Below are 13258 nucleotides of genomic sequence, written 5' to 3' on the forward strand. Positions count from 1 at the left end.
ATGTGATGACCTGTTTTACCTTATGGTTAACCGTCGGTTTCGGTGGTAAGTTCAGGTAAAAGAGAACGTTTGCGTCGGTGCCGAATGACGGGGCCGATACCGGGATTCACGGTGAATTTTTCAACGAGGAAAAGATGGCTCAACAGACTCCTTTGTACGAACAACACGTGTTATGCGGTGCACGTATGGTGGACTTTCATGGCTGGATGATGCCGCTGCATTACGGCTCCCAGATTGATGAACACCACGCAGTGCGTACCGATGCCGGTATGTTCGACGTCTCCCACATGACAATTGTCGACCTGCGCGGTAGCCGCACCCGGGAGTTTTTGCGTTATCTGCTGGCAAACGACGTCGCAAAACTGAAGACGCCAGGTAAAGCGCTCTATACCGGCATGCTAAATGCCTCTGGCGGCGTGATTGACGACCTCATCGTCTACTACTTCACTGAAGATTTCTTCCGCCTCGTTGTAAACTCCGCCACCCGCGAAAAAGACCTCTCCTGGATTACCCAACACGCTGAACCATATGCCATCGACATCACCGTCCGTGATGATCTGTCGCTGATCGCCGTGCAGGGGCCGAACGCGCAGGCGAAAGCCGCCACGCTGTTCAACAACGAGCAGCGTGAAGCCACCGCTGGCATGAAGCCGTTCTTCGGCGTGCAGGCGGGCGATCTGTTTATCGCCACCACCGGCTATACCGGTGAAGCGGGCTATGAAATTGCCATGCCGGATGAAAAAGCCGCCGATTTCTGGCGTGCGCTGGTGGAAGCGGGCGTCAAGCCTGCAGGACTGGGCGCGCGCGATACGCTGCGCCTGGAAGCGGGCATGAACCTTTACGGTCAGGAGATGGACGAAAGCGTCTCTCCACTGGCCGCTAACATGGGCTGGACCATCGCGTGGGAACCGGCTGACCGCGAATTTATTGGCCGTGAAGCGCTGGAGATGCAGCGCGAAAAGGGCACTGAACAGCTGGTTGGCCTGGTAATGAAGGAAAAAGGCGTGCTGCGCGGCGAACTGCCGGTACGTTTTACCGATGCAGACGGCAATCCGCGTGAAGGCGTGATCACCAGCGGTACCTTCTCCCCGACGCTGGGCTACAGTATTGCACTGGCACGCGTGCCGGCCGGCATTGGCGAAACGGCGGTGGTACAGATCCGCAACCGCGAAATGCCGGTCCACGTGACCAAACCGATTTTTGTTCGCGCCGGTAAGCCGGTCGCCTAATCATTTTTATCAGGAGAACTTCAATGAGCAATGTGCCAGCAGAACTGAAATACAGCAAAGAACACGAGTGGCTGCGCAAAGAGGCGGACGGCTCTTATACCGTTGGGATCACCGAGCACGCGCAAGAGCTGCTGGGCGACATGGTGTTTGTTGACCTGCCGGAAGTGGGCGCGACCGTTAGCGCAGGCGATGACTGCGCTGTCGCGGAATCTGTTAAGGCGGCATCCGATATCTATGCACCGGTGAGCGGCGAAATCATTGCCGTCAACGACGCGCTGAGCGACTCCCCGGAACTGGTCAACAGCGAACCGTATGAAGGCGGCTGGATCTTCAAGATCAAAGCCAGCGACGAATCACAGGTTGCTGCGCTGCTGGATGCCACCGCATACGAAGCCCTGTTAGAAGACGAGTAAGCCATTATCCCTCTCCCTTCGGGCTGAGGAATCCCCAGAAAATTAGATATGGATAAATGGTTGTTTATTGTTCAAAAATGGAGCTAAAAACAACCGATAACTCGACAGAAGATGCACATTTATGAGCGTTTTCTGTCTGTCTACGAGCTGAGTGAATCTAACTGCTCGCAAAATATTCATTCTAATCCTCTGAAACCACTAATAAAAAATTAGTGGGGATTCCTCAGCCCTTCGGGAGAGGACAGGGGTGAGGGTGCCCATCTTCCCCTCACCCTAACCCTCTCCCGGTGGGAGAGGGAACTTATATTCACTGCACGTTTCAGGAACCATCGCTCATGACACAGACTTTAAGCCAGCTTGAAAACCGTGGCGCCTTCATTGAACGTCACATAGGGCCGGATGCTCAGCAACAGCAGGAGATGCTGAAGACAGTTGGCGCGGATTCATTAGACGCACTGATCGGCCAGATCGTGCCAAAAGACATCCAGCTTGCCACGCCACCACAGGTGGGCGAGGCGACGACTGAATTTGCTGCGCTGGCAGAATTAAAGGCCATTGCAGCCCTTAACAAGCGCTATAAGTCTTACATTGGCATGGGTTATACCAACGTGCAGTTACCGCCGGTGATCCTGCGCAACATGCTGGAAAACCCGGGCTGGTATACCGCGTATACCCCCTATCAGCCGGAAGTGTCCCAGGGCCGTCTGGAAGCGCTGTTGAACTTCCAGCAGGTGACCCTGGATCTGACCGGTCTCGACATCGCCTCTGCGTCTCTGCTGGATGAAGCGACCGCCGCGGCAGAAGCCATGGCAATGGCGAAACGCGTGAGCAAGCTGAAAAACGCCAACCGCTTCTTCGTGGCGGCGGATGTTCATCCGCAGACGCTGGATGTGGTACGCACTCGTGCGGAAACCTTTGGCTTCGACGTGATTGTCGATGATGCCGACAAAGTACTGGATCACCAGGATGTCTTTGGCGTGCTGCTACAGCAGGTGGGCACCACCGGCGAAGTGCATGACTACAGCGCGCTGATGACCGAACTCAAATCCCGCAAAGTCGTTGTCAGCGTCGCCGCTGATTTTATGGCACTGGTACTGTTGACGGCGCCTGGCAAACAGGGTGCGGATATCGTCTTCGGCTCTGCGCAGCGCTTCGGCGTGCCGATGGGCTACGGCGGCCCGCACGCGGCATTCTTTGCGGCAAAAGATGAATTCAAACGCTCCATGCCTGGCCGTATTATCGGTGTGTCAAAAGACGCTGCCGGTAACACTGCGCTGCGCATGGCGATGCAGACGCGTGAGCAGCATATCCGCCGCGAGAAAGCGAACTCCAACATTTGTACCTCGCAGGTTCTGCTGGCTAACATTGCCAGCCTGTATGCGGTGTTCCATGGTCCGGTTGGCCTGAAACGCATCGCCAGCCGCATTCACCGTCTGGCCGATATTCTGGCCTGCGGTCTGCAGCAGAAAGGCCTCAAACTGCGTCACGCTCACTACTTCGACACCCTGTGCGTTGAAGTGGCGGACAAAGCGGCGGTGCTGGCGCGTGCTGATGCGGCGCAAATCAACCTGCGCAGCGACATCCATAACGCGGTCGGCATCACCCTCGATGAATCCACCACCCGTGTAGATATCGTCAACCTGTTTAACGTGTTGCTGGGCGACGCGCACGGTCTGGATATTGATACGCTGGACAAAGAGGTCGCGCTCGACAGCCGCTCAATTCAGGAAAGCATGCTGCGTAACGATGCGATCCTGACGCACCCGGTCTTTAACCGCTACCACAGCGAAACCGAGATGATGCGTTACATGCACTCTCTGGAGCGCAAGGATCTGGCGCTGAACCAGGCGATGATCCCGCTGGGTTCCTGCACCATGAAGCTGAACGCGGCGGCGGAGATGATCCCTATCACCTGGCCTGAATTTGCCGAGCTGCACCCGTTCTGCCCTGCCGAACAGGCGGAAGGGTATCACCTGATGATCAACCAGCTCTCCGACTGGCTGGTGAAACTTACAGGTTACGATGCGCTCTGCATGCAGCCCAACTCAGGTGCGCAGGGTGAGTACGCCGGTCTGCTGGCGATCCGCCACTATCACGAGAGCCGTAACGAAGGCCACCGTGATATCTGCCTGATCCCAAGCTCTGCCCACGGCACCAACCCGGCCTCCGCCCAGATGGCGGGGATGGAAGTGGTCGTGGTGGCGTGCGATAAGAACGGCAACATTGACCTCGCTGACCTGCGTGCAAAAGCCGAACAGGCGGGCGATAAGCTCTCCTGCATCATGGTGACCTACCCGTCGACTCACGGCGTGTACGAAGAGACCATCCGTGAAGTGTGTGAAGTGGTGCATCAGTTTGGCGGCCAGGTCTATCTCGACGGTGCGAACATGAATGCGCAGGTGGGCATCACCTCGCCGGGCTTCATCGGCGCGGACGTTTCGCACCTGAACCTGCATAAAACCTTCTGCATTCCGCACGGCGGTGGTGGCCCGGGTATGGGGCCAATCGGCGTGAAAGCGCACCTGGCACCGTTTGTTCCAGGCCATAGCGTGGTGCAGATCGAAGGGATGCTGACCCGTCAGGGCGCGGTGTCAGCGGCACCGTTTGGTAGCGCCTCTATCCTGCCAATCAGCTGGATGTACATCCGCATGATGGGCGCGGAAGGGCTGAAAAAGGCAAGCCAGGTGGCGATCCTGAACGCTAACTACATCGCGACCCGCCTCAAGTCAGCCTATCCGGTGCTCTACACCGGTCGTGATGGCCGCGTGGCGCACGAGTGCATTCTGGATATTCGTCCGCTCAAAGAGCAGACCGGCATTAGCGAGCTGGATATTGCCAAACGTCTTATCGACTATGGATTCCATGCGCCAACCATGTCGTTCCCGGTTGCGGGTACGCTGATGGTGGAGCCAACGGAGTCCGAGAGCAAAGCCGAGCTGGACCGCTTTATTGATGCGATGCTGGCCATCCGCATGGAGATCGACCGCGTGCAGGACGGCGAATGGACGCTGGAAGACAACCCGCTGGTCAATGCGCCGCACACGCAGCATGAAATGGTGGCGGAGTGGAATCACGGTTACAGCCGTGAACTGGCGGTCTTCCCGGCCGGTGTGGCAAACAAATACTGGCCAACCGTGAAACGTCTTGATGACGTCTACGGTGACCGTAATCTGTTCTGCTCCTGCGTACCAATGAGCGAATACCAGTAATCGTGTTGATGTAGTAACGTAGGCCGGGTATGGCGAAGCCGCCATACCCGGCTTTTTTATTGGGAGAAAAGAATGGGTATTGCACTTGTAACAGGCGCCAGCCGCGGTATCGGTAAAGCCACCGCGCTGCAGCTGGCAAACGAAGGCTACACCGTGGCGGTGAATTATCACCACAATATCAAGGCTGCGACGGACGTTATCAACCAGATCGTCGGGGCGGGCGGTAAAGCCTTTGCCCTGCGCGCAGATATCAGCGATGAAGCGCAGGTACTGGCGATGTTCGACAGTCTTGACCGAGAAGCTGAGCCGCTGACCGCGCTGGTGAATAACGCCGGGATCCTGTTTGAGCAATCCACTATCGAAAATCTTTCGGCTGAACGCATTAATCGCGTGCTGGCAACCAACGTCACGGGGTATTTCCTTTGCTGCCGTGAAGCGGTAAAGCGTATGTCGCACAAACATGGCGGCAAGGGTGGGGCGATTGTGAATGTCTCCTCCGCGGCGTCACGACTGGGCGCACCGGGTGAGTATGTGGATTACGCGGCGTCCAAAGGGGCGGTGGATTCACTGACAACCGGGTTAGCGCTGGAAGTGGCGGCGCAAGGTATCCGCGTTAACTGCGTGCGCCCTGGGCTTATCTATACCGACATCCATGCCGACGGTGGAGAGCCGGGACGTGTGGATCGCGTTAAGTCGTTGCTGCCGATGCAGCGCGGCGGCCAGCCTGAAGAGGTAGCCCAGGCGATTGTCTGGCTGCTGAGCGAGAAAGCGTCGTACGTGACGGGCAGTTTTATTGAGTTAGCGGGCGGGAAGTAAACCCCTTACCCTAACCCTCTCCCCAAAAGGGAGAGGGGATCAAGCGTAGCGCCGCCCGGCGTTACAGAGTTAAAGCGTCTCACCGTTACTGGCAATCACACCTTTATACCACTCGAAGCTTTTCTTACGGGAGCGCGACATGTCGCCCGTGCCGTCGTCGTGCTTGTTCACGTAGATAAAACCATAGCGCTTGCTGTACTGGCCGGTGGTGAACGACACGCAGTCGATACAGCCCCACGGCGTATAACCCATCAGGTCCACGCCATCGTGCGTCACGGCTTTGATCATCTCTTCCACGTGAGCGCGCAGATAGTCGATGCGGTAATCGTCGTTGATGCTGCCATCTTCTTCCACTTTATCGTAGGCGCCAAAACCGTTCTCGACGATAAACAGCGGTTTCTGATAACGCTCGTATAGCTCACACAGAGAGTAGCGCAGACCCACAGGGTCAATCTGCCAGCCCCAGTCAGAGGCTTTCACATGCGGGTTGGGCACGCTGCCTTCAAAGCCTGAAATTGCATCGCCGGTACCGCCTTCTGCTTTGACGGCGTTAGTCATGTAATAGCTGAAACCTAAGTAGTCGCAGGTACCTTCACGCAGGATCTGCTCATCACCCGGCTCCATGTTAATGTTGAAACCACGGCGCTCCCACTCATTCAGTACATAAGACGGGTAATAACCGCGCAGCTGAACGTCGGTAAAGACATAGCGTTCACGCATGGATTCCTGGGCAAACATCACGTCCTCCGGTTTACAGGAGAACGGATAGAGCGCCACCATCGCCAGCATACAGCCGACCTTCATTTCCGGGTTAATACGACGCGCAGCTTTCACTGCCAGGGCGCTGGCCACAAACTGATGATGCAGCACCTGGTACATGGTCTCTTCCGGGTTGTCGTGCTCGGTATAGACCACACCGGAGCAGCAGTAGCCGAACAGCGGGGCACGCCAGTTACGCTGATTGTTGATTTCGTTGAAGGTCATCCAGTATTTGACCTTGTTTTTGTAACGCTCGAAGACCACTTCCGCGAAACGGACAAAGAAATCGACCACTTTACGGTTGGTCCAGGCGCCATATTCCTGCACCAGGTGCAGCGGCATTTCGAAGTGGGAGAGGGTGATCACCGGCTCGATGTTGTACTTCAGCAATTCATCGAACAGATCGTCGTAAAACTTCAGCCCTTCTTCATTGGGCTGCGTTTCGTCACCTTTCGGGAAGATGCGCGTCCACGCGATAGAGGTGCGGAAACATTTGAAGCCCATCTCGGCAAACAGCTTGATGTCTTCTTTGTAGTGGCCGTGAAAATCGATGGCCTCGTGGTTGGGGTAGTATTTACCCGGTACCACTTCCTGAGTGATTTCACGGGGGACGCCATGTGCACCACCGGTCAGCACGTCACAGATGCTCGGCCCTTTGCCGTCCTTGTTCCAGCCGCCTTCCACCTGGTGAGCAGCAACCGCGCCGCCCCATAAAAAATCTTTTGGTAAGGTTAATTTTTTCATCGTTGCTATTCTCAATTCATGACTTATTGGAATCGAGTCTAGCAAAGCGACATTAAATGTCACGATATAACAATTTGCCTGAATTGTAATTTGTTACATGCAAAAAACAGGATGTTTTATTCTGTTAATTTCTTCGCCAGTTTACGCCCGAGCGACTCCAGAATATAAATAACGGGGATTTGGGTGGTGATATCATACACGCCTGCAATACGTGTCTGTGGAACATGCCAGGAAAGATTAAAATCGGCCAGTTTTGCCAGCCGCGAATGCTCATGGCTGGTAATGGAAAGTACCTTGCAGTGATGCAGGCTGAACTGGCTGGCAAAGCGCAGGATCTCTTCCGTTTCACCGGATACCGACAGTACAATCGCCAGCGCATTTTTGGCCATGTCATTGGTTACCGGGAAATAAGGATCGTCGATATGGTTGCTGAATTTACCGATATTAGAAAAGAAGCGTGCGCCATATTTTGCCAGCGAGCCTGAGGTCCCCGCGCCGACAAAGATAATTCGCTCGGACGATAATATTATCTCCACCGCTTCATCTAATAATGTATCGAACTCTTCATTATTAACGCTTTTAAAGAAGCTGATAATTTCACTGGCACCAAAATTTACCTGCTGAGGCTCATTCTGCTCCAGATAGAGCTTAAAGCGTACGCGGAATTCAGAGTAGCCTTCGCAGTTGAGTTTGCGGCAAAAGCGCAGGATAGTGGTGGTGGAGACACCCGCCGCGTCCGCCAGTTCGCGGATTGTCATGTACATCACTTTGTCACGATTTTTGATGACATAGTTGTAGACCATCATCTCCAGATTATTGAGACTGGCAATGGCGGCGTGGGTGAACATACTCACAGTGGCATAACTCTCATTCAGACTTCATTGATCCATCATAACATGCAGCCGGAGGGCAGGATCCATTTTTATGCCTTTGATTCATAATGATTAAATTTTAATGTGAACAAATGTAAGGTGAAACGGTTTTTTATATATATGATTTTTATATATAAATTATGGATTGAAATTATTTTAGCTAACAGGTGTTCACTGGAATCATTCTCAGTTAGCATAGTCATGCGATGAATAATCATCTTTCGTTTTCCCGGAGTTTTGTATGGTGAGCAGACCATTAATCGCACAGGGATATTCACTGGCTGAGGAAGTAGCCAACAGCATCAGCCACGGCATTGGCCTGGTGTTTGGGATTGTCGGTTTAGTGTTATTACTGGTGCAGGCGGTGGACACCAACGCCAGTGCCATGGCCATTACCAGCTACAGCCTGTATGGCGGGAGTATGATCCTGCTGTTTCTGGCGTCGACGCTGTATCACGCCATTCCGCATCAGCGGGCGAAGATATGGCTCAAAAAATTTGACCACTGCGCTATCTATCTACTTATTGCAGGCACCTACACGCCGTTCCTGCTGGTGGGCTTGAACTCACCGCTGTCGCGTGGCCTGATGATTGTGATCTGGAGCCTGGCACTGCTGGGGATCCTCTTTAAGCTGACCATTGCGCACCGGTTTAAGGTGTTGTCGCTGGTGACCTACCTGACGATGGGCTGGCTGTCGCTGATAGTGGTTTATCAGCTGGCGATTAAGCTGGCGGTAGGGGGCGTGACCTTGCTTGCCGTAGGCGGCGTGGTCTACTCGTTGGGCGTCATTTTCTATGTCTGCAAGCGCATCCCTTATAACCATGCTATTTGGCACGGCTTTGTACTTGGGGGCAGCGTGTGTCACTTCCTGGCAATTTATTTGTATGTGGGGCAGGTTTAGTTTTTACATCTTGCGGCCTGTTGCCCTCACCCTAACCCTCTCCCACAGCGAGAGGGAGAACACCAAAACCGTAGGCCCGGTAAGCGCAGCGCCACCGGGCGATACAGCATCACTCTTCCAGTGAATACGGCAGCGGCTCAATACTCAAGGTATTGGCATCATCACGCACGCGGAACACGCTGTCGGCTTCCATGTCGTTGTTCATCACCGCCTGCACCAGCAGACGGCCATCATCCAGCTGAACGGCGGCTAGCACGGTGCCGGTACGGCGCCAGTTTTCACCCATCTTCAGTTCTAAATCTTCACCTGCTTCCGGTACACGGCTGGCGTGACCCGCCAGAGTCCACAGCGCGCGCTTATTTGCGCCGCGGAATTTTGCCCGCGCGACCATCTCCTGGCCGGTGTAACAGCCTTTTTTAAAGCTAATGCCGCCCAGCGCCTGCAGGTTGGTCGCCTGCGGAATAAACTGCGCGCTGTTGGCCGCGTCAATCACCGGCAGACCCGCTTCAATGTTCAGTGCCAGCCACTGTTGGCTGTTATTGAACTGGGCTTCACCGCGCAGGGCCTCAGTTACGCGCTCGGCGGTCGCGGCGTCGGTCACCAGCAGGAAACGCTCTGCAGGGTGTTCAAACCACAGGATGGAGGTCTCACCTTCGCTAACCAGCTGCTTTTCTGCATCCGGCAGTTCGTTGAACAGGTTTTTCAGCGCGGCACGCGCCTGGAAACCGGCCACGCCCAGCAGCACGTGCTCGTCATCTGGCGCAATGGTGACTTTGGAAAAGACCGCGTATTTCTTCAGCTCTTTAAGCTGGTCATCACGCAGGCTGCGGCGCTCAATAAAGGCAAAGCCATCCTGACGGCGGAACAGACGCAGGTTGCTCCACATTTTGCCTTTTGGATCGCAATGCGCAGCCAGCAGGTGCTGATGTTCGGTCATCTGGCTCACGTCTGCCGTGACCTGGCCCTGAAGGTATTTTTCGGCATCGGCACCAACGAGTGTGGCCAGTGCCCAGTCATCAAGAGAAATAAGCGTCAGCGGCAGACGCGCAGAGGCGGCGGGCTGGCGAGGAGAAAATGGTGTAAATGCCATAACGGTATCCTGAATTGCTTAACGCTTTGATAATGCCTAATGGTAAAAGAGACTACAGCCATTGCAAGCGCTTTCAGCAGGCCATTCGTGCCATAACGCAGCAATGCGTAGCGCCACGCAAAATAGTGTAATCCGCTGTCTTTATAGGGGTTATTCTGGAAGCCCGCTTCAGCTTCGCAATATTCCAGTAAAGAAACGGTCAAAAACACGTTACACTAGCGAGTGTCCCCGCAGAGAAATAAAGAAGACTGAACGGGGTACCGACTGTGCCAAACGTAATGCAGGAAACAGAACATGGATATTAACAACAAGGCCCGTATTCACTGGGCATGCCGACGCGGCATGCGTGAACTTGATATCTCCATCATGCCTTTCTTCGAATATGAGTATGACAGCTTAAGCGATGAGGATAAGCGTCTGTTTGTTCGCCTGCTTGAGTCTGACGATCCCGATTTATTCAACTGGCTGATGAACCACGGCAAGCCCGCCGACACCGAGTTGCAACGGATGGTGCAATTAATTCAAACACGGAATCGGGAACGTGGTCCTGTGGCAATCTGATCTTCGCGTCTCGTGGCGCTCGCAGTGGATGTCGTTATTGCTCCACGGCCTGGTCGCGGCATTTGTTTTACTGATGCCGTGGCCGCTTAGCTATACGCCGCTGTGGCTGTTGTTGCTGTCGTTCGTCGTTTTTGACAGCGTGCGCAGCCAGCGCCGGATCAATGCCCGCCAGGGTGAGATCAAATTACTGATGGACTCCCGCCTGCGCTGGCAGGGTAAAGAGTGGGATATCCTCGGTATGCCCTGGATGCTCAGTTCCGGCATGATGCTACGGTTACGCCAGGTGGGCGGCGGTAAGTGCCAGCATCTGTGGCTGGCCGCCGACAGTATGGATATTGCGGAGTGGCGGGAACTGCGCCGGATGCTACTGCAGCAGCAACCGACGCAGGAATAATACGCGTTAACTGAACTTCTCGGCCATTTCGCCCAGAATCTGTTCGCACCAGGTTTGCAGACGCTCGTCGCTCAGATCGTACTGGTTGGTTTCATCCAGCGCGAGCCCGACAAACAGTTGGCCGTCTGCGATAATCGGTTTTTTACTGGTAAATTCGTAACCTTCCGTTGGCCAGTAGCCGATAAACGTGACGCCCTTCGGTGCCAGCTTATCGTGCAGCATGCCGAGTGCATCCAGGAACCATTCCCCGTAACCGAACTGGTCGCCCATACCGTACATGGCAATGATTTTGCCGTCGAGGTTGAGCGTATCGAGCTGATCCCAGATGGCTTCCCAGTCTTCCTGTATCTCACCGAAATCCCAGGTCGGGATGCCGAGGATCAATACGTCGTACTGCTCCATCAGCGTGAGCGCATCGTCCTTCAGGTTATGCAACGTCACCAGTTCCGGGCCAATGATGTCGCGAATTTTCTCTGCCGCCATTTCGGTGTAGCAGGTGCTGGAACCATAAAACAGACCAATATTCATCGCGTATCTATCTCAATTCTTGCTATGACTTTGCGCGTAGTGTACCAGAAACCGCTCGCAATCAGGCATAATGCCCGGATTGCAGAATCAAAGGGGCTGATGTGGAAAAGGATCTCGCACTCATCGAACAGTTTCTCGACGCGCTGTGGCTGGAGAAAAACCTGGCCCAAAATACGCTGAGCGCCTATCGGCGGGACCTCACCATGCTGGTGGAGTGGCTGGCACACCGGGAACTGTCGCTGGAGAGCGCACAAAGCGACGACCTGCAGGCGTTGCTGGGCGAGCGTATGGAAGGGGGCTACAAAGCCACCAGCTCTGCGCGTCTGCTCAGTGCAATGCGTCGACTGTTCCAGCATCTCTATCGTGAGAAAATTCGCGCGGACGATCCCAGCGCCCTCCTGGCATCGCCTAAACTCCCGCAGCGGCTACCGAAAGATCTCAGCGAAGCACAAGTTGAGAGATTATTACAATCACCGGCTGTTGACCTGCCGCTGGAGTTACGCGATAAAGCCATGCTTGAGCTATTGTATGCTACCGGCTTGCGCGTTTCGGAACTGGTTGGCCTGACGATGAGCGACATCAGCTTGCGTCAGGGCGTGGTTCGTGTGATCGGTAAAGGGAACAAGGAACGGCTGGTCCCGCTGGGAGAAGAGGCGGTGTACTGGCTGGAAACGTATCTGGAGCACGGTCGTCCGTGGTTGCTGAACGGCGTTTCTATCGATGTCTTGTTCCCCAGCCAGCGTGCGCAGCAGATGACGCGGCAAACGTTCTGGCATCGCATCAAGCATTACGCCACACTGGCGGGCATTGACAGCGAAAAGCTGTCGCCGCACGTGTTGCGGCATGCCTTTGCGACACATCTGCTGAACCACGGCGCCGATCTGCGCGTGGTGCAGATGCTGCTGGGACACAGCGATCTTTCCACGACGCAAATTTACACCCATGTCGCGACGGAACGCCTGCGGCAGCTACACCAACAGCACCACCCTCGCGCGTGAGTGCCGACGAATTGTTACAGGATCTTATATGAAAAAGTCTTTTGCGCTGTTCACCCTGCTGGCAGCCTCTTTTACCGGTTTTGCCCATGCGGATGACGCCGCTATCAAACAGTCGCTGACGAAACTCGGCGTAACCAGCAGCGATATTCAGCCTGCGCCGGTGGCGGGGATGAAAACCGTTTTAACCAACAGCGGCGTGCTGTACGTGACCGAAGACGGCAAACACATTATTCAGGGGCCGATGTACGACGTAAGCGGCGCGCAGCCGGTGAACGTGACCAACCAGCTGCTGATGAAAAACCTGAATGCGCTTGAAAAAGAGATGATCGTTTATAAGGCGGCGCAGGAAAAACACGTTATAACCGTCTTTACCGACATCACCTGTGGCTACTGCCACAAGCTGCATGAAGAGATGAAAGATTACAACGCGCTGGGCATTACCGTGCGTTATCTGGCTTTCCCTCGCGCGGGTGTGCAGAGCCAGCCTGAGCAGGACATGAAGGCCATCTGGTGTGCAAAAGATCGTAACAAAGCGTTTGATGACGCGATGAACGGTAAGGGTGTACAGCCGGCTTCCTGTGATATTGATATTGCCAACCACTACGCGCTGGGCGTGCAGTTTGGCGTGACCGGTACGCCAGCCATTGTCTTAAGCAACGGCTACGTTGTCCCGGGCTATCAGGGGCCAAAAGAGATGAAAGAGTTCCTCGACGCGCACCAGAAACAGTTTGGTGGTAAATAATC

General features: G+C 54.8%; 13 protein-coding genes. 9 read left to right on the top strand and 4 right to left on the bottom strand.

Annotated features, from left to right (window positions below):
- Positions 1 to 134: 134 nt before the first annotated feature.
- From gcvT to PUZ33_RS05290, 4 genes are all read left to right on the top strand, one after another.
- Entirely contained in the window at positions 135 to 1229 is a 1095-nt protein-coding gene (gcvT, locus tag PUZ33_RS05275; RefSeq protein ID WP_058680991.1) for a glycine cleavage system aminomethyltransferase GcvT, read from the top strand.
- Between the two features lie 23 nt (positions 1230 to 1252).
- Positions 1253 to 1642, top strand: coding sequence for a glycine cleavage system protein GcvH (gcvH, locus tag PUZ33_RS05280; RefSeq protein WP_013098622.1), 390 nt, complete (start codon positions 1253 to 1255; stop codon positions 1640 to 1642).
- A gap of 335 nt (positions 1643 to 1977) precedes the next feature.
- A complete protein-coding gene (gene gcvP, locus PUZ33_RS05285; protein WP_029883155.1) occupies positions 1978 to 4851 on the top strand; it encodes an aminomethyl-transferring glycine dehydrogenase in 2874 nt (957 codons plus the stop codon).
- Positions 4852 to 4923: 72 nt separating this feature from the next.
- Complete coding sequence (locus PUZ33_RS05290) at positions 4924 to 5667, top strand: SDR family oxidoreductase (protein WP_013098620.1); 744 nt, start codon at positions 4924 to 4926, stop codon at positions 5665 to 5667.
- Positions 5668 to 5736: 69 nt separating this feature from the next.
- Here the strand turns inward: PUZ33_RS05290 and PUZ33_RS05295 are convergent, their stop codons facing one another.
- Together PUZ33_RS05295 and PUZ33_RS05300 are read right to left on the bottom strand one after the other, a co-directional pair.
- Positions 5737 to 7170: a 6-phospho-beta-glucosidase gene (locus tag PUZ33_RS05295; protein WP_062677016.1), complete on the bottom strand. Its 1434-nt coding sequence runs from the start codon at positions 7168 to 7170 to the stop codon at positions 5737 to 5739.
- Between the two features lie 116 nt (positions 7171 to 7286).
- Entirely contained in the window at positions 7287 to 8018 is a 732-nt protein-coding gene (locus tag PUZ33_RS05300) for a MurR/RpiR family transcriptional regulator (protein ID WP_014833183.1), read from the bottom strand.
- Between the two features lie 265 nt (positions 8019 to 8283).
- On the opposite strand from PUZ33_RS05300, the gene trhA reads away from it, so the two are divergent.
- Positions 8284 to 8943 carry a PAQR family membrane homeostasis protein TrhA gene (trhA, locus tag PUZ33_RS05305; RefSeq protein ID WP_003863433.1) on the top strand — a complete coding sequence of 220 codons (660 nt, stop codon included), beginning with the start codon at positions 8284 to 8286 and terminating at the stop codon, positions 8941 to 8943.
- Positions 8944 to 9052: 109 nt separating this feature from the next.
- Here the strand turns inward: trhA and ygfZ are convergent, their stop codons facing one another.
- Positions 9053 to 10033, bottom strand: a complete 981-nt coding sequence (gene ygfZ, locus PUZ33_RS05310; protein WP_023620448.1) for a tRNA-modifying protein YgfZ — start codon at positions 10031 to 10033, stop codon at positions 9053 to 9055.
- A gap of 294 nt (positions 10034 to 10327) precedes the next feature.
- Between ygfZ and sdhE the strand changes: the two genes are divergently transcribed.
- Together sdhE and PUZ33_RS05320 are read left to right on the top strand one after the other, a co-directional pair.
- Positions 10328 to 10594, top strand: a complete 267-nt coding sequence (sdhE, locus tag PUZ33_RS05315; RefSeq protein WP_013098615.1) for an FAD assembly factor SdhE — start codon at positions 10328 to 10330, stop codon at positions 10592 to 10594.
- Positions 10575 to 10988, top strand: coding sequence for a protein YgfX (locus PUZ33_RS05320; protein WP_023620447.1), 414 nt, complete (start codon positions 10575 to 10577; stop codon positions 10986 to 10988). Before sdhE ends, PUZ33_RS05320 begins: the two co-directional genes overlap by 20 nt.
- A 6-nt stretch (positions 10989 to 10994) precedes the next feature.
- On the opposite strand, the gene fldB is transcribed toward PUZ33_RS05320, so the two are convergent.
- On the bottom strand, positions 10995 to 11516 hold the full coding sequence (fldB, locus tag PUZ33_RS05325) for a flavodoxin FldB (RefSeq protein ID WP_013098613.1): 522 nt from the start codon (positions 11514 to 11516) through the stop codon (positions 10995 to 10997).
- 101 nt (positions 11517 to 11617) lie between these two features.
- Between fldB and xerD the strand changes: the two genes are divergently transcribed.
- Positions 11618 to 12514 carry a site-specific tyrosine recombinase XerD gene (gene xerD / locus PUZ33_RS05330; protein WP_058680972.1) on the top strand — a complete coding sequence of 299 codons (897 nt, stop codon included), beginning with the start codon at positions 11618 to 11620 and terminating at the stop codon, positions 12512 to 12514.
- Between the two features lie 28 nt (positions 12515 to 12542).
- Positions 12543 to 13256 carry a bifunctional protein-disulfide isomerase/oxidoreductase DsbC gene (gene dsbC / locus PUZ33_RS05335; RefSeq protein WP_013098611.1) on the top strand — a complete coding sequence of 238 codons (714 nt, stop codon included), beginning with the start codon at positions 12543 to 12545 and terminating at the stop codon, positions 13254 to 13256.
- Positions 13257 to 13258 lie beyond the last annotated feature (2 nt).

This window comes from Enterobacter cloacae complex sp. 2022EL-00981 (assembly GCF_028737495.1).
Classification (GTDB): Bacteria; Pseudomonadota; Gammaproteobacteria; order Enterobacterales; family Enterobacteriaceae; genus Enterobacter; species Enterobacter cloacae.